The sequence below is a fragment of the Delftia sp. 11MD genome, assembly GCF_050907895.1.
Classification (GTDB): domain Bacteria; phylum Pseudomonadota; class Gammaproteobacteria; order Burkholderiales; family Burkholderiaceae_C; genus Comamonas; species Comamonas tsuruhatensis.
This window is the reverse complement of record NZ_CP194333.1, coordinates 1625229-1650251: the sequence shown is the minus strand read 5'-3', so window position 1 is coordinate 1650251 and position 25023 is coordinate 1625229. Positions and strand designations below refer to the sequence as shown.

24 protein-coding genes and 1 tRNA gene are annotated in these 25023 nt (G+C 62.8%); 13 read left to right on the top strand and 12 right to left on the bottom strand.

The window, feature by feature from the left end:
* Positions 1-13 precede the first annotated feature (13 nt).
* From nuoF to rpsO, 12 genes are all read right to left on the bottom strand, one after another.
* Complete coding sequence (nuoF, locus tag ACRSCF_RS07460) at positions 14-1372, bottom strand: NADH-quinone oxidoreductase subunit NuoF (protein ID WP_016447708.1); 1359 nt, start codon at positions 1370-1372, stop codon at positions 14-16.
* On the bottom strand, positions 1369-1860 hold the full coding sequence (gene nuoE / locus ACRSCF_RS07455; protein WP_016447709.1) for an NADH-quinone oxidoreductase subunit NuoE: 492 nt from the start codon (positions 1858-1860) through the stop codon (positions 1369-1371). The genes nuoF and nuoE overlap by 4 nt, the downstream gene beginning before the upstream one ends.
* The gene (locus ACRSCF_RS07450) at positions 1857-3110 is read right to left on the bottom strand and encodes an NADH-quinone oxidoreductase subunit D (protein WP_016447710.1); all 1254 of its coding nucleotides are present in this window, start codon (positions 3108-3110) and stop codon (positions 1857-1859) included. The genes nuoE and ACRSCF_RS07450 overlap by 4 nt, the downstream gene beginning before the upstream one ends.
* A gap of 32 nt (positions 3111-3142) precedes the next feature.
* Positions 3143-3751: an NADH-quinone oxidoreductase subunit C gene (locus tag ACRSCF_RS07445; protein WP_026062051.1), complete on the bottom strand. Its 609-nt coding sequence runs from the start codon at positions 3749-3751 to the stop codon at positions 3143-3145.
* A 10-nt stretch (positions 3752-3761) separates the two neighbouring features.
* Positions 3762-4241 carry a NuoB/complex I 20 kDa subunit family protein gene (locus ACRSCF_RS07440; protein WP_012206978.1) on the bottom strand — a complete coding sequence of 160 codons (480 nt, stop codon included), beginning with the start codon at positions 4239-4241 and terminating at the stop codon, positions 3762-3764.
* A gap of 23 nt (positions 4242-4264) precedes the next feature.
* On the bottom strand, positions 4265-4624 hold the full coding sequence (locus ACRSCF_RS07435) for an NADH-quinone oxidoreductase subunit A (RefSeq protein WP_012206979.1): 360 nt from the start codon (positions 4622-4624) through the stop codon (positions 4265-4267).
* A 73-nt stretch (positions 4625-4697) separates the two neighbouring features.
* Positions 4698-4782, bottom strand: a tRNA-Leu gene (locus tag ACRSCF_RS07430).
* A gap of 118 nt (positions 4783-4900) precedes the next feature.
* Positions 4901-5293 carry a preprotein translocase subunit SecG gene (secG, locus tag ACRSCF_RS07425; RefSeq protein WP_016447712.1) on the bottom strand — a complete coding sequence of 131 codons (393 nt, stop codon included), beginning with the start codon at positions 5291-5293 and terminating at the stop codon, positions 4901-4903.
* Positions 5294-5351: 58 nt separating this feature from the next.
* Complete coding sequence (tpiA, locus tag ACRSCF_RS07420) at positions 5352-6098, bottom strand: triose-phosphate isomerase (RefSeq protein WP_017404094.1); 747 nt, start codon at positions 6096-6098, stop codon at positions 5352-5354.
* 2 nt (positions 6099-6100) lie between these two features.
* Positions 6101-7102, bottom strand: a complete 1002-nt coding sequence (locus ACRSCF_RS07415) for an NAD(P)H-quinone oxidoreductase (protein ID WP_016447714.1) — start codon at positions 7100-7102, stop codon at positions 6101-6103.
* 121 nt (positions 7103-7223) lie between these two features.
* Positions 7224-9485, bottom strand: a complete 2262-nt coding sequence (gene pnp, locus ACRSCF_RS07410) for a polyribonucleotide nucleotidyltransferase (protein ID WP_017404092.1) — start codon at positions 9483-9485, stop codon at positions 7224-7226.
* Positions 9486-9691: 206 nt separating this feature from the next.
* Positions 9692-9958 carry a 30S ribosomal protein S15 gene (gene rpsO / locus ACRSCF_RS07405; RefSeq protein WP_012206984.1) on the bottom strand — a complete coding sequence of 89 codons (267 nt, stop codon included), beginning with the start codon at positions 9956-9958 and terminating at the stop codon, positions 9692-9694.
* 848 nt (positions 9959-10806) lie between these two features.
* Between rpsO and ACRSCF_RS07400 the strand changes: the two genes are divergently transcribed.
* The 13 genes from ACRSCF_RS07400 to ribD all read left to right on the top strand — a co-directional run bounded on the left by ACRSCF_RS07400 (position 10807) and on the right by ribD (position 25014).
* The gene (locus ACRSCF_RS07400; RefSeq protein WP_016447717.1) at positions 10807-11370 is read left to right on the top strand and encodes a GspH/FimT family pseudopilin; all 564 of its coding nucleotides are present in this window, start codon (positions 10807-10809) and stop codon (positions 11368-11370) included.
* A complete protein-coding gene (pilV, locus tag ACRSCF_RS07395; protein WP_016447718.1) occupies positions 11361-11999 on the top strand; it encodes a type IV pilus modification protein PilV in 639 nt (212 codons plus the stop codon). The genes ACRSCF_RS07400 and pilV (ACRSCF_RS07395) overlap by 10 nt, the downstream gene beginning before the upstream one ends.
* Entirely contained in the window at positions 11996-12871 is an 876-nt protein-coding gene (locus tag ACRSCF_RS07390; protein WP_126310778.1) for a PilW family protein, read from the top strand. Before pilV (ACRSCF_RS07395) ends, ACRSCF_RS07390 begins: the two co-directional genes overlap by 4 nt.
* Complete coding sequence (locus tag ACRSCF_RS07385) at positions 12868-13632, top strand: pilus assembly PilX family protein (RefSeq protein WP_016447720.1); 765 nt, start codon at positions 12868-12870, stop codon at positions 13630-13632. Before ACRSCF_RS07390 ends, ACRSCF_RS07385 begins: the two co-directional genes overlap by 4 nt.
* Before the next feature lie 78 nt (positions 13633-13710).
* A complete protein-coding gene (locus ACRSCF_RS07380) occupies positions 13711-16134 on the top strand; it encodes a pilus assembly protein (RefSeq protein WP_244387900.1) in 2424 nt (807 codons plus the stop codon).
* 8 nt (positions 16135-16142) lie between these two features.
* Positions 16143-16568, top strand: coding sequence for a type IV pilin protein (locus tag ACRSCF_RS07375; RefSeq protein ID WP_016447722.1), 426 nt, complete (start codon positions 16143-16145; stop codon positions 16566-16568).
* 179 nt (positions 16569-16747) lie between these two features.
* Entirely contained in the window at positions 16748-17320 is a 573-nt protein-coding gene (locus ACRSCF_RS07370) for a GspH/FimT family pseudopilin (protein ID WP_080649845.1), read from the top strand.
* A 20-nt stretch (positions 17321-17340) separates the two neighbouring features.
* Positions 17341-18015: a type IV pilus modification protein PilV gene (pilV, locus tag ACRSCF_RS07365; RefSeq protein WP_016447724.1), complete on the top strand. Its 675-nt coding sequence runs from the start codon at positions 17341-17343 to the stop codon at positions 18013-18015.
* Positions 18016-18017: 2 nt separating this feature from the next.
* Positions 18018-18938 carry a PilW family protein gene (locus ACRSCF_RS07360; protein ID WP_082254115.1) on the top strand — a complete coding sequence of 307 codons (921 nt, stop codon included), beginning with the start codon at positions 18018-18020 and terminating at the stop codon, positions 18936-18938.
* Between the two features lie 20 nt (positions 18939-18958).
* The gene (locus tag ACRSCF_RS07355; protein ID WP_034363848.1) at positions 18959-19705 is read left to right on the top strand and encodes a pilus assembly PilX family protein; all 747 of its coding nucleotides are present in this window, start codon (positions 18959-18961) and stop codon (positions 19703-19705) included.
* Between the two features lie 78 nt (positions 19706-19783).
* Positions 19784-23407 (top strand): pilus assembly protein, encoded by a 3624-nt coding sequence (locus ACRSCF_RS07350; protein ID WP_016451204.1) that lies wholly within the window; start codon positions 19784-19786, stop codon positions 23405-23407.
* A 41-nt stretch (positions 23408-23448) separates the two neighbouring features.
* Positions 23449-23871, top strand: coding sequence for a type IV pilin protein (locus ACRSCF_RS07345; RefSeq protein ID WP_016447728.1), 423 nt, complete (start codon positions 23449-23451; stop codon positions 23869-23871).
* Between the two features lie 24 nt (positions 23872-23895).
* Positions 23896-25014: a bifunctional diaminohydroxyphosphoribosylaminopyrimidine deaminase/5-amino-6-(5-phosphoribosylamino)uracil reductase RibD gene (gene ribD / locus ACRSCF_RS07340; protein ID WP_016447729.1), complete on the top strand. Its 1119-nt coding sequence runs from the start codon at positions 23896-23898 to the stop codon at positions 25012-25014.
* Positions 25015-25023: the final 9 nt, after the last annotated feature.

Below are 25023 nucleotides of genomic sequence, written 5' to 3'. Positions count from 1 at the left end.
GCTTTTCTCGCGATCAGGCGGCGTGGACCGTCTGCTTGGAAGCGTTCTGGATCTTCGCTTCAAACTCGTGGCGGAAGTGCTTGATCATGGCGCGCACCGGCATCGCTGCCGCATCGCCCAGCGCACAGATCGTGCGCCCCATGATGTTCACGGACACCGAGTCCAACAGCTCGATGTCTTCAGGACGGCCTTCGCCGTGCTCGATTCGGTTGACCACGCGCCACAGCCAGCCCGTGCCTTCGCGGCAGGGAGTGCACTGGCCGCAGGACTCGTGCTGGTAGAAGTAGGACAGGCGCAGCAGGCTCTCGACCATGTCGCGCGAGTCGTCCATCACGATCACGGCGCCCGAGCCCAGCATGGAGCCGGCCTTGGCGATGGAGTCGTAGTCCATCGTGCATTCCATGATGATGTCGGCCGGCAACACGGGCGAGGACGATCCGCCGGGGATCACGGCCTTGAGCTTGCGGCCCGTGCGCACGCCGCCCGCCAGCTCCAGCAGCTTGCTGAAAGGCGTGCCCAGCGGCACTTCGTAGTTGCCGGGCAGGTTGACGTCGCCGCTGACCGAGAAGATCTTGGTGCCGCCATTGTTGGGCTTGCCGCACTCCAGGTACGCAGCACCGCCGTTGCGGATGATCCAGGGAACGGCCGCAAAGGTTTCGGTGTTGTTGATGGTGGTGGGCTTGCCGTACAGGCCGAAGCTGGCCGGGAACGGCGGCTTGAAGCGCGGCTGGCCCTTCTTGCCTTCCAGCGACTCCAGCAGCGCAGTCTCTTCGCCGCAGATGTAGGCGCCGAAGCCATGGTGCGCGTGCAGCTGGAAGCTGAAGCTGCTGCCCATGATGTTGTCACCCAGGTAGCCGGCAGCGCGGGCTTCCTCCAGCGCGGCCTCGAAGCGCTCATAGGCCTCGAAGATTTCGCCGTGGATGTAGTTGTAGCCCAGGGAGATGCCCATCGCGTAGGCCGCGATGATCATGCCCTCGATCACGATGTGGGGGTTGTGCACCAGGATGTCCCGGTCCTTGCAGGTGCCCGGCTCGCCTTCGTCCGAGTTGCACACCAGATGCTTCTGGCCCGGGAACTGGCGGGGCATGAAGCTCCACTTCAGGCCCGTGGGGAAACCTGCGCCGCCGCGGCCGCGCAGCCCCGACTCCTTGACGGTGGCGATCACCTGATCCTGCGTCAGGCCTTCGCTGCCGTCCTTGCCCAGGATCTTGCGCAGCGCCTGGTAGCCGCCGCGTGCCTCGTAGTCCTTGATGGACCAGTTGGCGCCGGTCAGATCGGCATAGATCTGGGGATTGATGTGGCGGTCGTGGAAGCAGGTCTCGCTGCCCGAGGCGGCAAACCTGGCCAGGACCGATTGTGCGGCGGCGTTCATGCCTTGCCCTCCGCGGCGCGCAGGCCGTCGATCAGTTCGTCGAGCTTTTCATTGCTCATGAAGCTGCACATGCAGCGGTCGTTCACCAGCATCACCGGCGAATCCGCGCAGGCACCCAGGCACTCGGACTGCTGCAGCGTGAACATGCCGTCGGGCGTGGTCTCGCCCATCTTGATGCCCAGGCGGGATTCCAGATGGTGCAGCGCCTTGTAGCCGTCGCGCAGCTGGCAGGGCAGGTTGGTGCAGACGTTCAGCTTGAACTTGCCCACCGGCCGCTGGTTGTACATGTTGTAGAACGTGGTGACTTCGTGCACCGCGATCTCGGCCATGCCCAGGAACTCGGCGATCACGGCCTCGCTCTCGGGACTGACCCAGCCCTGTTCCTGCTGCACGATGGACAGGCAGGCCATCACGGCCGACTGCTTCTGGTCGGCCGGGTACTTGGCCACCTCGCGCGCAAAGCGCTCCTTGGTCGCTTCGGTAATCATCGGTCAACGTCTCCAAACACGATGTCCAGGGTACTCAGCACCATCACGGCGTCGGCCAGCATGTGGCCTCGGCACAGTTCGTCCATGGCGGACAGATTGGCGAATCCCGGCGGACGGATCTTCAGGCGGTAGGGCTTGTTGGCCCCGTCGCTCACGATGTAGATGCCGAACTCCCCCTTGGGGTGTTCGATGGCCGCGTAAGCCTCGCCTTCGGGCACGCGGAAACCTTCGGTGAAGAGCTTGAAGTGGTGGATCAGCTCTTCCATGTTGGACTTCATGCCTTCGCGCGGCGGCGGGGCGATCTTGTGGTTGTCCACGATCACCGGGCCCGGGTTGGCACGCAGCCAGTCCACGCACTGCTTGATGATGCGGTTGGACTGGCGCATTTCGGCCACGCGCACCAGGTAGCGGTCGTAGCAGTCGCCGGTCTTGCCCACGGGCACGTCGAAGTCCATGCGGTCATAGACCTCGTAGGGCTGCGACTTGCGCATGTCCCAGGCCACGCCGGAGGCACGCAGCATGGGGCCGGTCAGGCCCAGGTTCATGGCACGCTCGGCCGTCACCACGCCGATGTCCACGTTGCGCTGCTTCCAGATGCGGTTGTCGGTCAGCAGGGTCTCGTACTCGTCGGCGCACTTGGGGAAGCGCTGCGTGAAGTCGTCGATGAAGTCCAGCAGCGAGCCCTGGCGGTTGCGGTTCATGACCTCGACCGAGCGCGCATTGCGCACCTTGCTGGCCTTGTACTGCGGCATGGTGTCGGGCAGGTCGCGGTAGACGCCGCCCGGACGGAAATAGGCCGCGTGCATGCGCGCGCCGGAGACCGCCTCGTACATGTCCATGAGGTCTTCGCGCTCACGGAAGGTATAGATCAGCGTCGTGGAGCTGCCTGCATCGTTGCCGCTGGAGCCCAGCCACATCAGGTGATTCATGATGCGGGTGATCTCCGAATACATCACGCGGATGTACTGGGCGCGAATGGGCACTTCGATGCCCAGCAGCTTCTCGATGGCCAGGCAGTAGGCGTGCTCGTTGCACATCATGGACACGTAGTCCAGCCGGTCCATATAGGGCAGCGACTGGATGTAGGTCTTGCTCTCTGCCAGTTTTTCCGTCGCGCGGTGCAGCAGACCGATGTGCGGGTCTGCACGCTGCACCACTTCACCGTCGAGCTCCAGCACCAGGCGCAGCACGCCGTGCGCTGCCGGGTGCTGCGGACCAAAGTTCAGGGAATAGTTCTTGATTTCAGCCATGGTCGTCCATCAAAAAGGCGCCTGCAGCGCCTTCAGTGCAGGCCCCCGTAGTTGTCTTCGCGGATGATCCGCGGCGTGATCTCGCGGGGCTCGATGGTGACCGGCTGGTACACCACGCGCTGCTGTTCGGGGTCATAGCGCATCTCCACATGGCCCGACAGCGGGAAGTCCTTGCGGAAGGGATGGCCGATGAAGCCGTAGTCGGTCAGGATGCGGCGCAGGTCGTCATGGCCATCGAAGACAATGCCGAACAGGTCGAACGCCTCGCGCTCGAACCAGTTGGCGCCGGCCCAGATGGGAGTGACCGAAGCCACCACCGGAAAATCGTCGTCGGTACAGAAGACGCGAACGCGCAGGCGCTGGTTCAGGCTGATCGACAGCAGGTGGGACACCACGGCAAAGCGCGGCCCTTCGCGGCCGACTTCCGCATAGGTGGAATAGTCCACGCCACACAGGTCCACCAGAACCTCGAACCGGCAATCCGGGGCGCTGTGCAGAACCTGCATGGCCTCCAGATAGTTGGCAGCGGACACTTCGACCGTCACCTCGCCCAGGGCCACGGTCACGCTGCGCGCCTTGTCGCCCAAGGCAGCAGCCACCACATCCCGAAGCACTTCGGGGTGAATCGCAATAGCAGTCATCATCTAGCCCTTAGACGCGAGCGATGGTATGGGTGCGGCGGATCTTCTGCTGCAGCTGGATGATGCCGTAGATCAGGGCTTCCGCCGTGGGGGGGCAGCCAGGCACATAGACATCGACCGGCACGATGCGGTCGCAGCCACGCACCACGGAATAGCTGTAGTGGTAGTAGCCGCCGCCATTGGCGCACGAGCCCATGGAGATGACCCAGCGCGGCTCGGACATCTGGTCATAGACCTTGCGCATGGCGGGCGCCATCTTGTTGCACAGGGTGCCGGCCACAATCATCAGGTCCGACTGGCGGGGGCTGGCACGGAAGACCTCCGAGCCAAAGCGGCCAATGTCGTAACGCGCCGCCGCAGCGTGCATCATCTCGACCGCGCAGCAGGCCAGACCAAATGTCATGGGCCACAGCGAGCCCGTCTTGGCCCAATTCACCACCGAGTCGTAACTCGTGGTGATGAAGCCTTCCTTCATCACGCCTTCGATCATCGTGTTTCCTTAGTGAACCCGCATCAGTCCCAGTCCAACGCACCCTTCTTCCATTCGTAGACAAAGCCCACGACGAGAACGGTCAGGAAAATCAGGACAGCGGCGAAACCAGCCCCACCCACGTCCCGAAGCGCAACGGCCCAGGGCAGCAGAAAGGCGATTTCCAAATCAAATAGGATGAACAGGATGGCGACGAGGTAGTAGCGCACATCGAATTTCATGCGCGCGTCTTCGAAGGCCTCGAAGCCACATTCGTAGGGAGAGTTCTTGGCGGCATCGGGCCGGTTCGGACCCAGCACATACCCCAGTACCAGGGGGACTACGCCGACACCCATGCCGACGAGAATGAACAAGAGAACGGGAAGATACTGGTCGATGTTCATCGTGTGCGGCTACCTTGAAAGGCATGCCCGCACCGATCAGCCTGATCAGCAGGGCAGGCTCTTAGTTATATCTTGGTGCCGTCGGCGAGACTCGAACTCGCACAGCTTTCGCCACTACCCCCTCAAGATAGCGTGTCTACCAATTTCACCACGACGGCTACGTCTCGATTTCGGCTGGCTCTTTATCTTCGTTGCAAAGATTCCGCCTACCGAACAATCTCTAGATTCTACTCTGAAAAACCCTCAGACCAGGAGGACCGAGGGCTTTGTTCGAAATTATTTCGTGGGGATCTGGGCCGCACCTTCAGCACCGGCAGCAGGCGCCTGACCTGCCGCAGGAGCAGGCACTTCGCCAGCAGCGCCAGGGACGGCGGGAGCCGGTGCCGTGATGGGGGCCGCGCCTTCCAGCACGCTGCCCGAGCTGACGGGGCGCGCATTGCTCAGATAGGCCAGCGCCAGCGTGGTCACGAAGAACACCGTGGCCAGGCCTGCCGTGGAGCGCGACAGAAAGTTCGCGCTGCCCGAGGCACCGAACAGGCTGCCGGAGCTGCCGCTGCCGAACGAGGCGCCCATGTCGGCGCCCTTTCCGTGCTGGATCAGGATCAGGCCGATCATGCCGAGTGCCGACAGCATCTGGACGGCGAGGATCACGCTTGCGAATGCATTCATTGGTTGTACCTGCTAGTAACGCGAGAGCTAAAAAAGCGAATGGAGAAACTGCTCCGGCTCACTGGGCCGCAGCGATGATGGTCAGGAAATCCGGCGCCTTGAGCGACGCCCCACCCACAAGACCACCGTCAATGTCGGCCTGGGCCAGAAGCTGGGCTGCATTGGAGGCATTCATGCTGCCGCCGTAGAGCAAGGGGATGCGGTCAGCCTGCCGGCTGGCAGCCGCCAGCTGGGCGCGCAGCACGGCATGCACCTGCTGCGCCTGCTCGGGTGTTGCGGTCCTGCCGGTGCCGATGGCCCAGACAGGCTCGTAGGCCACGACCAGCTCACTGATGCACTGCCCCACCTGATGGATCACGGCTGCCAGCTGGCGCTTGACGACTTCCTCGGTCTGCCCCGCCTCGCGCTCTGCCAGCGTTTCGCCCACACAGACGATGGGCGTGACGCCCTTGGCCAGCGCAGCCTGCGCCTTCAAGGCCACCACGGCATCGGTTTCACCATGGTATTGGCGACGCTCCGAGTGCCCCACCAAGGTGTAGCGCACGTCAAAATCCTGGAGCATGGCAGCCGAAAGCTCGCCCGTGTAGGCGCCCGAGTCATGCTGCGACACATCCTGCGCAGCCACGCCAATGGACGACCCTGCAAGCTCGGCCTGGGCCTGGGCCAGATAGGCGGCCGGCACAGCCACCGCCACACCCGCATTTCCACCTTCGGGCAGCCCCTGCTTGAGGGCCTTGAGCAACACGGCATTGGCAGCCAGGCTGCCATTCATCTTCCAGTTGCCGACGATGAGTTTCTTCTTCATGGTTACCACGTCAAAACGATTTTGCCGGTGTGCTGACTCGACTCCATCAGCGCGTGCGCCTTGTCGGCATCAGCGGCAGCAAAGGTGCTGTGAATCACAGGGCGGATACCGCCTGCCTCGATGAGCGGCCAGACCTCGCGCCGCAGCGCCTGGGCGATGGCCGCCTTGAAGGCGACAGGACGCGGACGCAGCGTGGAGCCCGTCACCAGCAGGCGACGGCGCAGGACCAGGCCCGCATCGAACTCCGCCTTGATGCCGCCCTGCACCGCAATGATGACCAGACGGCCATCCTCGGCCAGGCTCTGCACTTCGCGCGCCACATAGCTGCCCGCCACCATGTCCAGGATCACGTCCACGCCCTTGCCGTCGGTGATGCGCTGCACCTCCGCGGCAAAGTCCTGGGTACGGTAGTTGATGGCATGGTCGGCGCCCAGCTTCAGGCAGTCGGCGCATTTGGCATCGGAGCCAGCCGTCACGATGACCGTGGCGCCACGCGCCTTGGCCAACTGGATGGCCGTCACGCCAATGCCGCTGCTGCCGCCCTGCACCAGCAGGGTTTCGCCCGCCTGCAAGGCGCCGCGATCGAACACATTGCTCCAGACGGTGAAGAAGGTTTCGGGCAATGCCGAAGCCTCCACCTCGCTGAGCCCCGCCGGGATGGGCAGGCACTGGGCCACTGGCGCAACGCAGTACTCCGCATAGCCACCACCGGCCAGCAGCGCGCACACGCGGTCGCCCACACGCAGGCCTGCCAGCCGCATGGCGTCGTCGTCACCCGACACGATCACCCCGGCCACTTCCAGCCCGGGCAGATCCGAGGCACCGGGCGGCGGGGCGTAGTGCCCCTTGCGCTGCAACACATCAGGACGATTGACACCGCTGGCCGAGACCTGGATCAGCAACTCCTGCGCGCCGGCCACGGGCAGCGGACGCTCGCCCAGGCGCAAGACCTCGGGACCACCAAAGTCCGTGAGTTCCACGGCACGCATGATTTGCTTTTCCATTTTTCGACCTCGCAATCCCTGTCAAAAATGCCACAAGCGCTGAACAGGTCAGCGCTTTTTCCAGACACCGCATGCACCTGCAAGGCCACCCCCCCTTTTTGGGGAACGGCCTTGCCAGGCATTACTGCTGCTGTTGCTGTTGCTGCTCGCCCTCGGCAGCCGGACGACCGCCTTCACGGGGCTCGCGAGGTTCACGCGGCTCGCGGTACTCGCGTTGCTGGCGGGGCTCACGCGGCTGGCGGAACTCACGCTCGGCAGGAGCGGGGCGCTCGCTGCGCTCCATGCCGGCAGGACGCTCGGTCAACGCCTTCAGCGACAGCTTGACACGACCCTTTTCGTCGGTCTCCATGACCTTGACCTTGATGATCTGGCCTTCCTGCAGGTAGTCGGCGACGCGCTCCACGCGCTCGTGCGCAATCTGGCTGATGTGCAGCAGACCGTCCTTGCCTGGCAGCAGGTTCACGAGAGCACCGAAGTCCAGGATCTTGGTGACCGGGCCTTCGTAGATCTTGCCGATTTCGACTTCGGCAGTGATCTCTTCGATGCGACGCTTGGCTTCGTCGGCCTTGGCGGCATCGCTGGAAGCGATGGTGATGGTGCCGTCTTCGCCGATGTCGATCTGCGTGCCGGTCTCTTCGGTCAGTGCACGGATGGTGGAGCCGCCCTTGCCGATCACGTCACGGATCTTCTCGGGGTTGATCTTCATCGTGTACAGCTTGGGAGCGAAGGACGAGATCTCGGCCTTGGCTTCGCCCATGGCTTCCTGCATCTTGCCCAGGATGTGCATGCGCGCTTCCTTGGCCTGGGCCAGGGCAACCTGCATGATTTCCTTGGTGATGCCCTGGATCTTGATGTCCATCTGCAGCGCGGTGATGCCGCTGGTGGTGCCAGCCACCTTGAAGTCCATGTCGCCCAGATGATCTTCATCACCCAGGATGTCGGTCAGCACGGCGAAGCGGTTGTCTTCCTTGATCAGGCCCATGGCGATACCGGCCACGTGGGCCTTCATCGGAACGCCTGCATCCATCATCGACAGGCAGCCGCCGCAGACCGAGGCCATGGACGAGGAGCCGTTGGACTCGGTGATTTCCGACACCACGCGGATGGTGTAGGGGAATTCTTCCTTGCTGGGCAGGCAGGCCGCCAGGGCGCGCTTGGCCAGACGGCCGTGGCCGATTTCGCGGCGCTTGGTCGAGCCCATGCGGCCCACTTCGCCGGTGGCAAAGGGAGGCATGTTGTAGTGGAACAGGAAGCGGTCCTCGAACTCGCCAGCCAGCGCGTCGATGCGTTGTGCATCGCGCTCGGTGCCCAGCGTGGACACGACCAGGGCCTGCGTCTCGCCGCGCGTGAACAGGGCCGAGCCGTGCGTGCGGGGCAGCACGGAGTTGCGGATTTCGATGGGACGCACGGTGCGCGTGTCGCGGCCGTCGATGCGCGGCTCGCCGGCCAGGATCTGGCTGCGAACGATGCGTGCCTCGATGTCGAACAGCATGCCTTCGACCTTGACGCCGTCGAACTCCACGCCCTGGGCCGTCAGGCCGGCCTTCACGGCGGCGTAGGCTTCGCGGCAGGCCTGCGTGCGGCTTTGCTTGTTGCGGATCTGGTAGGCTGCGCGCAGGGCTTCGTCACCCAGTGCGGCCACCTTGGCGATCAGCTCTTCATCCTTGGCGGGAGCGACCCAGTCCCAGACGGGCTTGCCGGCTTCGCGCACCAGTTCATGGATGGCGTCAATGGCGATGCGACCTTGCTCGTGGCCGAAGACCACGGCGCCCAGCATCACGTCTTCAGGCAGTTGCTGCGCCTCGGACTCCACCATCAGCACGGCAGCTTCAGTACCGGCCACGACCAGATCCATCTGCGAATCCTTGCGCTGGGTCTGGCCGGGGTTGAGCACGTACTCGCCATTGATGTAGCCCACGCGGGCGGCACCGATGGGACCGTTGAACGGAATGCCCGACACGGACAGGGCGGCCGACGTGGCGATCAGGGCGGCGATGTCGGCATCGACTTCGGGGTTCAGCGACACGGTGTGGATGACCACATGCACGTCGTTGTAGAAGCCTTCGGGGAACAGCGGGCGGATCGGACGGTCGATCAGGCGGCTGGTCAGGGTTTCGAGTTCGCTGGGCTTGGCTTCGCGCTTGAAGAAGCTGCCGGGGATCTTGCCTGCGGCGTAGGTCTTCTCGATGTAATCGACGGTCAGCGGGAAGAAGTCCTGGCCGGACTTGGCCTGCTTGGACGCCACCACGGTGGCCAGCACCACGGTGTCATCGATGTTGACCAGCACGGCGCCGGAAGCCTGGCGGGCGATCTCGCCGGTTTCCATGGTGACCGTGTGCTGGCCCCACTGGAAGGTCTTGGTGACTTTGTTGAAGATGGACATTGTTGCTCCTAGGGAATGTTGGCCAGATGCACTCATCCGGCCATGATGGAGAGCAATTCAGAACACGATGCCATTCCATTGCTGGATTTCTTGCTATCAAATCCGCAGCAATGGAATGACACAGCTTCGCTCTGTCTTGCTTTCTCCGAAGTAAAAAACGCCTGAGCTAGACAGGCTAACTCAGGCGTTTCGATCTCCCACCGTGCTTACTTGCGCAGGCCCAGCTTGGCGATCAGTGCGGTGTAGCGATCAGCGTCCTTGGACTTGAGGTAGTCCAGCAGCTTGCGACGGCGGCTCACCATGCGCAGCAGGCCACGGCGACCGTGGTGGTCCTTGGCGTGTTGCTTGAAGTGAGGGGTCAGCTCGTTGATGCGTGCGGTCAGCAGGGCCACTTGCACTTCTGGGCTACCAGTGTCGTTGGCAGAGCGTGCGTTGGACTTGACGACTTCAGCCTTCACGGAAGATGCGATCATTTTTTTTCCTTGGAAATTGGCGCCTCAAAGACAAAAGCAAGGAGGCAGCCTTGGTTACTTGCGCCGGGACTGGAAAGGCCCCGACGTGCGTCTTGCACCATGCAAAACTCTGGGATTATAACAAGCACGCCCGGACCGGCATCCACACCTGATTTGCGCCCTTTGCCACTTCGGCCTGCTGGCCGCCCAGAATCCCGCAAAGCCCGCGCCAAAGGCATGCCGTCACGAAGCACGGATATGTGGTGCGCAGGCATTCCATACACCAAGGGAGGGCCACGCCATGGCAGTGCGTTTTTCATTCATTCCATCGACCCGACAAGCGCAGCTGCGGCAATGCACCCTGCTCTGCCTGGTCGCGGCCCTGGGCCTGGCCCTGCCTGCCCAGGCTGCGTCCCATCGCGCCGACGCATCGGCTGCGCAAGGCTCCAAGCGCAAAAAGGGCGGGCAGCGGGTCCGGGTGCCGACGCAGCGCAGCAGCTCAGACGAGTCGCCCGAGCAACGCGACAAGCGGCTTTACCGCGAATGCCAGGGCAGGCACAACGCCGGAGCATGCGCCGGATACACCGGGCAGCCGCCGGGCAGACGCCAGCGCTGACACGCTCCCAGAAACAGTCCTAGGCCGGCCTCGAATACCCAAAAATCCGGCAAAGCCTTGCCATCATTGGATTTTTTCGCACCTCTGCACGCCTGAATTCAGCCCCATTCACTGCACAACTCCTATTTTTTGACCAAAGAAACAGATTGGTCTGAAAGACATGCACGAACAACCCCAATAGATTGAGCGGCGCACGAAACAAGCAGCAACAACCAGCGTTGCGCAAGCCAATCGACGGGGAGGGATTCAAGACATGTCATCGACCAGGCCTCAGGCTCGCCCGGGCGCCGAAGGCTTCACTGCCATCGAGTTGATGGTGGTCGTCGCCATCCTCGCCGTGCTCACCACGCTGGCAGCTCCCAGCTTCAACCTCATCATCGAGCGCTGGCGTGTTCGCCAGACCGTCGAGGCCCTGCAATCGACGCTGCAGTACGCGCGCTCCGAAGCCGTGCGTCGGGGTGGGGGCGTTTTCATCCAGAAACTGCCCCAAGGCACCAAGGGCTGCACCCTGGCGGCGCAGCACGCCGACTGGGGCTGCGGCTGGGTGGTGTTCGCCGACCGCAATGGCAACAGGCACTGGGATCCCAAGGAGGAGCTGCAGCGCTTCGACACGCCCGCCCGCACCCTCGTCACCCGCTCCCGGTCTGCCTCCATCATCAGTGTGGACCGCTGGGGTCAGTTGGGCGGACTCACCGCCATGGGTTTCGCCATTGCGCCATCTCCGGCCGGAATCACTTCCGCCGCAACCCAAGGCATTTGCGTTTCGTCCGGCGGACGCATCCGGGTGGTCGGCCAGGAGGGTATTCCATGCGCCTGACTCGTACCCGCAATCGGCATCCCAATGGCTTTACCCTGATCGAAACCCTGGTCGCCACCGTCATCACGGCCCTGGGTGTTCTGGGAATCCTGGGACTGCAGATGCGCACCCTGGCCGACAACCAAAGCGGCGTGCGCCGCGCCCAGGCCATCCGGCTGATCGAGGACCTCAGCGAGCGCACGCACGCCAACCCCAACTCCCTCGGACAGATCGGCCGCTACGTTTCCGACTGGAATCACACCCCCGAATCCGTCGCCGACTGCAGTGCCGCCGCATGCGGCCCGGACGCAATGGCCAGCTACCACCTCGCACGATGGAAGGCATCCGTTCGCCAACTACTGCCAGGCGGGGCCGCCAAGGTCTTCCTCGCAGGAGACGAGGCAGCCGCCAGCGCCGGCAACGGGCGCCAGCTGGGGATCATGATCAGTTGGCGCGAGAACGAAAAGTCCGGCAAGGCCGACTACAAGGACCCCATCGGGCTTGATGGCGATGGCGATCGCATGCACAGCGATCAGGCCATGGCCTGTCCTGCAGGCAGAACCTGCCACCTGCAATACATCGCACTCAGCGCTCGCTGCGCTCCCTACCTTGCAAACAACGCAGTCCAGCTCTTCTGCGCAGGCCCATGAATCCCCATCGCATCGCCACCGCCATTGCGGCCAGACCGCGTCAACGCGGGCTGAGCCTCGTCGAACTGCTGGTCGGACTTTTCCTGGGACTGCTGATCATCGGCGTGGCCATGGGCGCACTCATGGCGTCACGCGCCGTGTCCGCCACCATCAGCGATGCCAGTCAGTTGCAACAGCAGGCTTCCCATCTCTTCCGTGTCATGGGCCGGCAGATCCGGCAGGCGGGGTCCCTGCGGCTGCTTCTTGCATCACACAAGAAGGCAACAGAAGCCATTGACGTGGCAGACCCCGTTGCATTCGAGGCGGGCGCACTGGACTTCAACCCCACGCACGACACCATCCAGGGCCTCGATGCACCCGGGCGCTCCCAATACAAGCTCGCCGTGGGCTACAGCAACTACACGCAGCCGCTGCACACATCGGCCATCGAGACCTCACTGCAGCGCAATTGCCTGGGGCAAACCAACAGCGACAGCCTCATCCTGAGCCGCTTTGTCCTGGACGCCAGTAAAAACACCCTGCGCTGCGCCGGAGCGCCCTCCGCGGGTGCCCAGCCCCTTGCCAGGAACGTCGCCAACTTCCAGGTGCGCTACCTGATCCAGGCGCCGGGGGGCTCCGCCCGCATCCAGTATGTCAACGCAGCCGCCGTAGGCCAGGACTGGCCTCGCGTCGTCGGCGCCGAGGTCTGCCTGGTGCTCTTCGGCAACGAGGCCATCGACATGCCCGCCAACAGCAGCTATACCGACTGCGCCGACAGCGACGGTACGGCCGAATCCATCCACATGGCCACGCTGCCTGCGCCCAGGACGCGGCGCCTGCACATGGTCTTTCGCAGCGTGTACCAGTTGCGCAGCCAGGGGTTGGCCGGATGACGCACAAGGCTGCAGGCATGCGACATGCCCACACCTGCGCAGCGCAGCGCCAAAAAGGCATCGCCCTGTTCATCGTGGTGGTCCTGGTCATGCTGTCCATGCTGCTCGCCCTGTGGGCGTCGCGCAGCGCACTGTTCAACGAAATGTTCGTGGGCAACGATGCCGACTACCAGCGTGCCCTGGAGGCTGCACAGGCCTTGCTGCAGGATGCCGAACTGGATATTCGGGGCGAACAGGCCAGCGGCGCCGCCTGCGCCGCCAGCAGCAGCCAGCCATCCGTCTGCCGCAGCGGTGCAGGCATCGCACAGTTCCCCCGGGAAACCGGGGAAGTCGGCCTGCTGCTGGCCAGCCTCGCTGAGGCCACACCCACTGGATGCCGCGATGGCCTGTGCACCAAGCGCACGGGACCTCAGGACTTCTGGAACAACGCGGACGAAGGCCAAGGGATCACGCTGGGCCAGATGACTGCCGCTGACGTCGGCGCACGCTACGGCCAGTTCACGGGCGCCATCGCTGGCGGAAAAAGCGACTCCATCCTGGCAAATCGTGAGGCAGGAAAGGGAGGCTGGTACTGGATAGAGATCCTGCCCTATGACGTCAACGCAGGGAACTCGGGCGTCATCGCCAACGGCTCACCCCGACTGGCCCTTTACATGCAGCCCCAGGTGATTTATCGCATCACGGCCATTGCCCATGGCCGCAAGAGCAACACCCAGGTGGTGATGCAGCAGACCTACGCCCGGCAGAAACGCCGCGACTGACTCAGGACACCTGACATGCCCCACCTCTGCCATCCCTGGCTCCGGCGCATCCTGCTGCCAGCGCCGACAGCCGCAGCCATGGCCGCTGCAGTCCTGGCCGCGCAAAACAGCCAGGCAATGGACATGATTCAGTCGTCGCTTGGGCCCCGAGTCAAGGTCACGATAAAGCCTGGCCTGCCGGCACCCATCCAGGTCCAGCAGGTCTCGGAGGCAGACACTCCAGTTGCCAGGGTTCAGGCAGATGGCACCGAATTCGCCGCGCCCATTGAAGACTGCCCGGTCGGACAACAGGCAGATGCCAAGGGCCGCAGCAGCTCCATGGCCTCCAGCGGCAGCGTGATTACGCGGGCCGGCGTGGACATATTCAGCGCCCGCTACAGCGCAAAAGCGGCCTGGAGCGGCTGGATCAGCGCAGAAACCGTCCAGGCCGATGGCAGCCTCACCGCAACAGCCGGCTGGCAAGGCAAAACCACGGCCGGCCACCTGGATGCACTCAGCGACGAACAGGCAATCAATGACCGTCTGATCCTGACCTGGAGCGACAGACTGCAAAGAGGCGTGTCCTTCAAGTGGAATGAACTCGACCACCGGCAGAAAGCCTCCCTGGGCATCGATGCCGAAGGAAGAGCAGACAACCTGGGCAAGCACAGGCTCAACTTCATACGCGGCGACCGCCGCATGGAAGCGCCGGGACAACCGCCGCGCGTTGGCCCCACCCGTCCTTTTCGCCAGCGCAGCTCGCGCCAGGGCGACATCGTCAACTCCCAGATCTGGCATACCGGTCATCCCGTGGACAACTGGCCCCTGCCGGGCTATGCCGCCTATACCCTCGCCCAGCAGAACCGCCAGCCCATGATCTATGCAGGCGGCAATGACGGCATGCTGCATGGCTTTTCGGCCACCGAAGGCAGGGAAAAGATCGCCTACATCCCACGAGGCGTGATCTCCGGACTGGCAAGACTTTCCGACCCCGACTATGACGCCCGGCATCGCTACTTTGTGGACGGCTCCGCCATGAGCGGCGACATCCCCTCGGGCAGCGTTGCGTCCTCGCAGTGGCGCACTGTGCTGGCTGGCATGGCGGGCGCCGGAGCCAAGGGCTACTTCGTGCTGGACATCACCCATCCGGAGGCTTTCAGCGAGTCCGGTGCCAGCTCGCTGGTCCTGCTTGACCGAACCCAGACACGCAACAGCGATCCCGGCGACTGCACCAGCCTGGATGACATGCGCCAGCGCGCCACTTGCCAGGAAAACAAGGACCTGGGCCATATTTTGGCGGCGCCCGTGCTGGACGATGCCAACCCGCAACGCAGCACTCAGATCACGCAGTTGAACAACAACCGCTGGGCACTGGTGACGGGCAACGGCTACCACAGCACCAACCAGCGGCCCGTGTTGCTGATCCAGTATCTCGATGGCAACCAGGAGCTGTTGCGCCTCGTTGCCACGGGCAATACCCCAACCGGCACCACCCCCGAGACTACCCGCAACGGACTCTCCGCCCCGCGCCTCGTGGACATCAATGGAGACGGCCGGCCCGATGTGGTCTACGCAGGTGACATCCAGGGCAATCTGTGGAAATTCCTCATCGCCAGCGGTGCCTCCTCCCGCTGGGGCGTAGCCTTCGACGGCCGGCCGCTGTACACAGCCTGGGGTGGCAGTTCTCCATCGGCCACTCGCAACCTGCGTCAAGCCATCACCGCCCCTCCTTCCGTACGCGCCAATGACCGGCGCAGGGCCAGCAAAAATGCCAAAGAAGGGCGCGAGCGCTTGACGGCAGGCGGCATGCTGGTGGCATTCGGTACCGGACGCCACATCACGCGGCAGGATTCTGGCAACACAGCGGTCCAGAGCATCTATTCCATCCTCGACAGCACCCGCTACAGGCTGCTCGCGGACGGCAGAGTGCAAGCTTGCCTCGATGGCAAGGATTCGGACTGCAGGCAGCCTGACGGACAGCGAGCGGCACCCGTTTCAGGCATCGGAGAACTGGCCAGGCGCTCGGTGAACCATCAGCCGGCAGGGGCGGCCGGCCAAGGCTTCTGGCGCGTTGACTCCACGACCGACCTCGACTGGACGCGGCACAAAGGCTGGTACATGGACCTGCCCCTGCCGGGCGAGCGCCTGCTCAAGCCAATGGGCTTCTACGACGGCAGCAACATCCTCGCGATCTACAGCCAGATACCTGCCGGATCCCCCAGGCGCCCCGGCGAAAGCGCAAGCCCGCCCGACGCCTGCAATGCGAGCGAGGAGCGCCAATTCCTGACATTCATGAACATCATGGATGGCAAGCGACCCGGCGTCCCGTTGATGGACAGCAACGGCGATGGGGTCTACGGCACGGCAGATGAGGAGGTCTCGCGCGCAAGCGTCGCCAGGGGATCCCAGGCCTTGCTCCACAAGGGCCATCACGCCATCGGCTACGACGCCGAAGGCCGCCGCAATGTACTCGCCCGCATGCCGGAGCAATCCCTGCGCCCCAGCTGGCGCCAAATGAAATGAGGCACCACATGCGCCGCCCTCGATCCCCAGGATTCACGCTCATCGAACTCATGATCGTCGTGGCCGTCATCGTCATCCTCGGCACGGTCGCCGTCCCCAGCTACAACGAGTACATCCGCGCAGTCCACCGCGCCGACGCCCGCGCCGGCCTGCTCCAGGCCCAGCAATGGCTGGAGCGCGCCGCCACCGCCAACGGCACCTACCCCACCGAGCTGCCTGCAGACCTGACCTGGGCCCACGACTCCAGCAAGCGCTACACCATCGACTTCCTGTCAACCAGCGGCCACGACGACGACACCTACACCCTGATCGCCACACGCCGCGGCTCCCAGTTCGGTGACCGATGTGGCGATTTCACGCTGACCCATACCGGAGAGCGCAGTGGTGCGAATGTGGCCTCCAGCACCACAGCCGCTGAATGCTGGGGCAGATAACCCTGCGCATACCAGCCCTGTTTCCCAGGCAATCACCCAGGGTCCATTGCGATCAACGGGCCCCATGCACCCTCGTGATGCGGGAACTACCCGCAGTTCCGCCAGCCACTCATCCCGAGGTTGCATCCATTCATCCGGCTCCTTCGCCTGCCTCTGGACACAATGCCTAGCATCCGGGTATGCATGCATTGTCTCCACGACGGCCACCACGAACCAGGTCTCCCAAACAGGGCTCCAGAGGGTTCACCACCCTGGAACTGATGGTGGTGGTAGCCATCCTGGCCATACTCACAGCGCTTGCTGTGCCCAGCTTCACCTTGATCATTGAACGCTGGCGCGCGCGCGGAGTGGTTGAGGACCTGCAAGCAACGATCTACCTTGCGCGTTCTGAGGCCATCAAGCGCGGCGGCAACGTCCTCATCGACAAACTAGCCAGCGGCAATGGTTGCACCAGCACCGTCGGCAACACCTCCTGGGACTGCGGCTGGCGCGTAGTAACCAGCGGCGGCACCGTGGTACAGCAAAGCTCTGCGCCCAACCGCGTAGAAGTCAATCTGACCAACCTCACGGGCAGCATTGCCGTGGACCGCTGGGGCATGCTGACTAGCGGTGGCGCAGACGCCACGGCCATGGCCATGGAGTTCGTCATCGTCCCCAAAGGCAAAGATGTCAGCGACAACAGCGCGATCCGCCTGTGTGCAGGCATGGGCGGACGAATCGTTCAGGCAAAGGGCAGCGAAGCATGTCCCTGAATTCAACCCGAGACCATCCCATGCACCAGCCGAAACACACCCGGCCAACCCCGCACCGCCGACAGAGTGGCATCACTTTGGTCGAGTCACTGGTGGCCATCGTGGTGGCTGCCCTGGGCATTCTTGGCATTCTAGGCACACAGATGCGTACGCTGACCGATACGCAAACCACCCTACGCCGCGCGCAGGCCATTCGTCTGATAGAAGACCTGAGCGAGCGGATGAGGGTCAACCCCAACGCATTGGCCAGTCTTGACGCCTACGTTTCCGACTTCTCCAGCAGCCCTTCGCCCGGTGACTGCCGCAACACTGCGTGTACTCAGGATCTGCTGTCCACCTACGACATAGGCTCATGGAAGCAGTCCGTCAGAGACACACTTCCGCTGGGCCGGGCCAATGTGTTCATTGCACCAGCAGATACTTCCGCCACGAATCGTCGGCAACTGGGCGTTATGGTCGGCTGGCGTGAAAACGAGCGGGACATTGCCAACGCAGCCGACAAGAAAACCTACAAGGACAACATAGACGCCACCCAGGTGCGGGCAGCCGACGGCACCCTCAGTTCCGGGGCAGGCACAGCTGCCACCTGCCCGGATGGATTCACCTGCCATCTGCAATACATCCCCATCGCAGCCCGCTGCGCGCCTTACCAACCTCTAGGCAATCCAGTCCAGTTCTACTGCCCGGGAGCCTAACCATGGCCACACGAATCCAATTCTTTAAAACCCCGCGGCCCGGCGCACTAAGTGCTAAGCCCGCGCTTGCAAGCCCTCGGCGCGCCATGGCGCAACGCGGCGTCACCCTGATTGAATTGATGGTGGGCATTGCTATAGGCCTGCTGGTCGTGGCTGTGTCCATGGCGGCACTGATGGTGTCGCGCGGTGTCTCCGGCACAGTGAGCGATGCCAGCGGCCTGCAGCAGCAGGCCGCCTACGCCTTACGCGTCATCGGCCTACAGCTGCGCCAGTCCGGCTCTCTGTATCTCAACCTCAACCCGACCAGCGCGATCGCGGCCAACAGTTCCGCCGCTCCGGTGGCATTCGAGACCAAGGCGGAGTCAGTGAACAAGGGAAATACCTTCGATCCGGTCACCAATGCCATTCTGGGCACAGCCAGCCCGACCACACTCGCGGTGGGCTATCGCCGCTACAAGGAGCCTGTCTACAGCAGTGCCGACGAGCAATCGCTGGCGCGCAATTGCCTGGGAGGCCCTGCCAATGCCAGCACCGATCAGCGCGTGGAAAGTGTGTTCCAGCTCAGTGGCAGCCAACTCCAATGTCAGGGTAATGGGTCACCCCCTCAGACCCTGGCGCAGAACGTCGCCAGCTTCCAGGTTCGCTACTCGTTGCAGGACAACACGACCTTGGGCAAACCCAAGATCCAGTATGTGACTGCCACGAACGTGGACAACTGGGGCAAGGTGCAAGCGGTAGAGGTATGCCTGGAGATCTATGGCAACGAGCCCGTGGACATGCCCGCCGGAAGCACCTATGTGAACTGCAACGGTGCGGCCGTCGACATGACGACGCTGGCCGCCCCTCGGACCCGACGCATGCACCTGACGTTCCGCAGTGTCTACCAGCTCCGCAGCCAAGGGCTGGTGGGGACCGTGCTGTGACCCTTTTTGCCAACTCCTCCATGCACCTGCGCATGCAACTCTATTCAAAGGACCGCCGGCAGCGTGGCGTGGCGCTGTTCGTCGTCCTCGTGTTCGTCATGCTCTCTATGCTCCTGGCATTGTGGGCCACCCGCACCTCGCTGTTCAATGAGATGGTGGTCGGCAACGATGCCGATTACCAGCGCGCCTATGAGGCCGCCCAGGCACTGCTGCAGGATGCCGAGTTGGATATACGCGGCGAACAGTCCAACGGCGCGGAATGCAGTGGCAGCGGCGATGTCTGCCGCAAGACGACCGCAGACAAGATCCCTCTGGAGGCACAGGACGTCACTCCTTTGCTGGGCCAACTGGAAGCACAGCCCACCCGATGCCGCAATGGCCTTTGCGCCAAGCGCACGGGCAAGCAGGATTTCTGGAACAACTCGGACGAATCTCAGGGGCCCACGTTGGCACAGATGACGGCCAGTACGGTTGGTGCGCGCTATGGCCAGTACACGGGCGCAGCGAAAGGCTCCAGTTCCCAGCCCGCCAACCCCATCCTGACGGACACAGGCAGCGCCAATCGGGGAGGCTGGTACTGGATGGAGGTTCTTCCCTACCAGGACAACAAGAATTCCAGCCTCATCATGGGCGGCCCGCACAACCTGCTGCCGCTGAACCTCAAGCCCTTCGTGGTGTATCGCGTCACGGCGCTGGCCTATGGGCGCAAGCCGAACACCATGGTGGTCCTGCAGCAGACCTACGCACAGCAAAAACGCAAAAACTAGGCCAACACGCCTTGCCATCCGCCAAGGCATGCAAACCCTTCCACATTCACCATATTGACACTAAGAGGAGCAAGCGCCATGAAATGCAAGCCCCCCGTTTCGCTGCACACCTTCCGCCGGACCTTGCTTTCGCTGGCCGCGGCAGCCGCGCTGCTGCCGCAAGGCGCCATGGCGCTGGATCTTTCGCAGTCGCCGCCCGGCACTAAGGAACCTTACGTTTCACCCAACGTCATCATCTCCATTGACGATTCGGGAAGTATGAATTTCCGGCTCGACAGCGAAAGCACCAGCGGCGCGAGCAACCAGACCACACCCAACTCGGATGGTACTTGGCCCATGAGCAGCCGCCGTGTCAACGTACTCAAGTACGCACTCATCGGAAACAATGGATCCGGCGGTATCTTCCGAGACACCACGCTGCTGCCCGACAAGAAAATCCGGCTGGCCTGGCAGGCCATGTGGAACAACGGTCGCTCTTCCGATGCCGGCAATGTGGACAGCGGCAGTGGCAGAAGCGCCGTCCAGATGAATACGAACTCCATGCGCCCGCTGCAAGGTTCGCATCGCACGAACTTTATCTCCTTCATCAACAACCTGAGCCCCAGCAACGGCACACCGTCGCACCTGATGTTCAGTCAGGCGGACAGTTACATGCGCCGCGCAGTCAGCAAGGACGGACCGTGGGCCAGCGATCCAGGCAATACCGGCGCGCCTTACCTTGCCTGCCGACGCAATTACCACATCATGATGACCGATGGCCGCTGGAATGGCACAGCTACCAATGTCCCCAATACGAATTGGAGAGACAATGCGACCAACCTGAAGTTCAGCGACAACATGGTGTACGGCGGCAGCACGGCGGACCAAAAGAAATCCGCCCTCTACCGTGACGAATCCAAAGGTACGACCTTGGCCGACTGGGCGTTCTACAGCTGGGCCAATCCGCTGCAGACTTCGGGGTTGACAGGGACCATGCAGCCTACCGCCGACTACCGCAAGGCCTCCTCCACCGAAACCTTCACCAATGCCAGCGGCACCTCTGCCACGCTGGATCGCTATTGGAATCCACGCTACAACCCGGCCACCTGGCCCCACATGGTGACCTACACCATCGGCTTCAGCAAGATGGCGTTCGAATGGAGCTATTCATCCATCACGCGTCCGACACAAATGGTACCGTTTGGCTACGACGGAAGTTTCCCAGGCTTGGCCAACGGCACCATCGGCTGGCCTGACCTGACCGCCAACACGGAGTCGCGCAATGCCCTGGATCTGTGGCATGCGGCACTCAATGGTCGCGGACGCTTTTATGCCGTGGAAAAAGGCGAGGATCTGGAAAAGGCCTTCCGTGAGATCTTTGGTCAGATCAACACGCAGACCGAACCCGACCTGACATCCACTGCCACCAGTGGCTCCAACGCCTCACGCAACGATGTCGGCAAATTCACCGGTGCCTATGAGCCGCAGAACGCCTGGAAGGGCTTCGTGACGGCAGAGACCGTGCAAAAGGATGGCACGACGATTTCCGCCCCCGGATGGGGCGGAAAAAATACGGCAGACAAGCTCGATGCGCTGACCAGCGTGGCCAGCCGTCTGATCCTGAGCTGGAGCGACAAATGGGACACCACCAAATACAAAGGAGGCACGTCCTTCAAATGGGCCAACGATGAGGCCAATCTGAGCACGGCGCAAAAGGCAATGCTGGGGCTCAACCCCAGCGACACCAGTGTCACCGTGGCAACGAACGGACAGAACCGGCTCAACTTCATCCGGGGTGACCGCAGCCTGGAAGGCTCCGACAACAATGGCTACACCACATCCCAACCATTCCGCGAACGCAAGAGCCGCCAGGGCGATATTATCAATTCCGTGGTGTGGTATCTCGGCAAACCTTCGAGCAGCTATGCCCTGACCGGCTATGCCGAATTCACACGCAACAATGCCGATCGCCCCCCCATGATCTATGTGGGCGGCAACGATGGCATGCTGCACGGTTTTTCGGCCGCCGACGGCAGCGAGAAAATTGCCTATGTCCCCCGCGGCGTGATTCCCAACCTCAAGCTGCTGACATCTCCCGATTACAACAGCACGCACAAATACTTCGTGGATGGCTCGCCAATGACTGGCGATGTGGACCTGGGCACTGGCATCCAGGCGACCGACGATCCTAACTATGCGATCAACTACGCGGCCAAATGGCGTACGCTGCTGGTAGGAGCCCTTGGCGCCGGAGGCAAGGGCTACTTCGTGCTGGATGTCACCAATCCAAACTCAGCCACCACCACGGATGGCGCTCTGGGCTTCACCGAAGCCAATGCCTCGCAACTGGTGAGACTCGACCGTACCCGCGGCGCTGGGGAGACGGTGCTTGACTGCGCAAGAACGGGTATAGGCGTGTCCGAGAAGGCCGCATGCCTGAAAGCCGTGGAAGAGGACAGGGATATCGGCCATATCACCGCCCGCCCCGTGCTCGACGAAAACGACCCCATGCGCACCACGCAGATCACACGCATGAACAACAACCGCTGGGCAGTGGTGATGGGCAATGGCTACAACAGTGCCAATCAACGCCCCGTGCTGCTGGTCCAGTATCTGGATGGCGCACAGGAATTGGTGCGTATCCCCGTCACCACGGAAACGGCTGGCACAGGCAAGGCGGCAGACAACGGCCTGTCGGCCCCGCGCCTGGTGGACATCGACGGCGATGGCCGACCCGACGTCATCTATGCCGGAGACAACCTGGGCAATCTCTGGAAGTTCGATGTAACCAGCATCAACGATTCCAACTGGAACGTGGCCTTCAGAGGTCAGCCCTTATTCACGGCAAAGGGGCCGACCGCACTGAACTCGTCCGCACGCACCAATGTACAGCCCATCACGGTCGCACCTACGGTGCGCACCAATGACCGCACCATGACGATAGGCACGGGAACAAATGCCAAGACGGTCCCCGTGACCGGCATGATGATCGCGTTCGGCACGGGCCGCAACGTCACCCAGGACGATCCCAACAGCGTACAGGTGCAAAGCCTTTACTCAGTTCTTGACAACACACGCTACCGCATCATCGACACCGCCAAAGGCAAGCGCCTGGAGGTGCACCCTGGCGACGGGGTCTGCGCGCCATCAGCAACCACCTGCGTGCCTTCACCGTTGGCCTTGGGCGAAGGCGTAGCCAATGCCAAGCTGGCCGAACAGAAAATCAGCGAACTCGGCAACGGCGAATACGGCACGGTGGATGCAAGGAATGCGGAAAACGAACTTAAGAAGGAAACCTGGGCCAACTACAACGGCTGGTTCATGGACATGCCCGCCATTGGGGAACGCCTGCTCAAGCCAATGGAGTTCTATGACGGAAGCAACATCCTGACGGTGTACTCGCAGGTGCCGGCCAAAGGTTCGAACGTGGATCTCAGCGTAGAAAGCTGCGAGTCCACTTCCGTGGATGAGGAGCGCCAGTACCGCACGCTGATCAACATCATGGACGGCAAGCGGCCGACCGTGCAGATCGTGGACAAGAACAAGGATGGCTTCTTCAATGTCAATGATGGCGGTGTCTCGCGCGCACAGGTCAGCAAGGGATCGCATACCGTGCTCTCCAGCAGCAAGATAAATATCGATATTGATTCGAAAAACGAGAAGGAGAAGCTCGCACCCATGCCTGAAGAATCCCTGCGCCCCAGTTGGCGCCACATCAAGTAGGCTTGCGGATGTTATCTTTCATCCCAGTTGAGCAGCCATATATGAAACGCAAGAACCAAGGCTTCACCTTAATCGAGATGATGATCGTGGTGGCGGTCGTCGGCATCCTCACGGCCATTGCCATACCAAGCTACTCCGAGTACATACGCCGCGGACACAGGGCCGATGCCCGTGCGGGGCTGCTGCAGGCCCAGCAGTGGCTGGAAAGGGCTTCTACCGCCACGGGCGTCTATCCCACTGCACTGCCGGCCGCCCTCACCTGGGCAGGCGACAACAGCAAGCGCTACACCATCGGATTCGCAGCAAACAATAGCAACGCAAGCTACACCTTGACGGCAGTGCCCCGTGGCCCGCAGACAGGCGACAAATGCGGAACCTATACGCTGAGCAACACCGGGCTGCGCGGCGCCGATGGAAAGGTCTCGTCGGACTCGGCATTCAACGCCGATTGCTGGGGCAAGTAAGACACACAGCCAAGCTGCCTTACCATGCTGGCCATGGCAGATTCCCCTCGACACATGCACCAAGCGCTTGGGCTCGCCGCCCAGGCGCTTTTTCTTTCCTCCCCCAATCCGCGCGTGGGCTGCGTACTGGTGGCACCCGATGGCCGGGTCGTTGGCCAGGGGTTCACCCAGCAGGCTGGTGGCCCACATGCCGAAGTGATGGCGCTGCGCGATGCCGCAGCACAGGGCGGGGATGTGCGCGGAGCCACCGCCTATGTGACGCTGGAGCCTTGCTCGCACCAGGGCCGTACAGGTCCCTGCTGCGATGCCCTGATCGCTGCAGGCGTTGCCAAGGTGGTAGGCGCACTCACCGATCCCAATCCCCAGGTAGCTGGCCAAGGTTTTGCGCGGCTGCGTGCTGCAGGTGTACAGGTGGAGGTGGGACCAGGTGCAGCCGAATCGCGCGAACTGAACATCGGCTTCTTCAGCCGCATGCTGCGCGGCATACCGTGGGTGCGCATGAAGGCCGCCAGTTCCCTTGACGGCGCAACCGCATTGCACAACGGTGTCAGCCAATGGATCACCTCGCCCGAGGCACGTGCCGACGGCCATGCCTGGCGCGCGAGGGCCTGCACCCTGCTGACGGGCATAGGCACGGTGCTGGAAGACGATCCGCGTCTGAACGTGCGTGAAGTGCCTACCCAGCGCCAACCGCGCATCGCGGTGGTGGATAGCCGGCTGGACACGCCGCTCACCGCCCAGGTGCTGAAAACGCCCGGCGGCTGCCTTATCTACACCAGCAGTCAGGATACTTTGCGGTCCGAAGATTTGCAGGCGGCTGGCGCGACGATCATCCACATGCCCAACGCGCACGGCAAGGTGGACTTGGCCGCCATGCTGCGTGACCTGGCCGCGCGCGGTACGAACGAGCTGCATGTGGAAGCAGGCTTCAAGCTCAATGGCTCGCTGATACGCGAAGGGCTGGTCGATGAACTGCTGCTGTACCTGGCCCCCAAGCTGCTGGGCACGGGTGGCATGGGCATTGCCAGTTTCGGGCCGCTGGACGCGCTGTCCGAGGCCCTTGCGCTGGAGTTGCACGATGTGCAGCGTATAGGGCCGGATCTGCGCGTTGTCGCTCGTGTTGAAGGGCGCGCCAGCTTCTGACGCGGACAG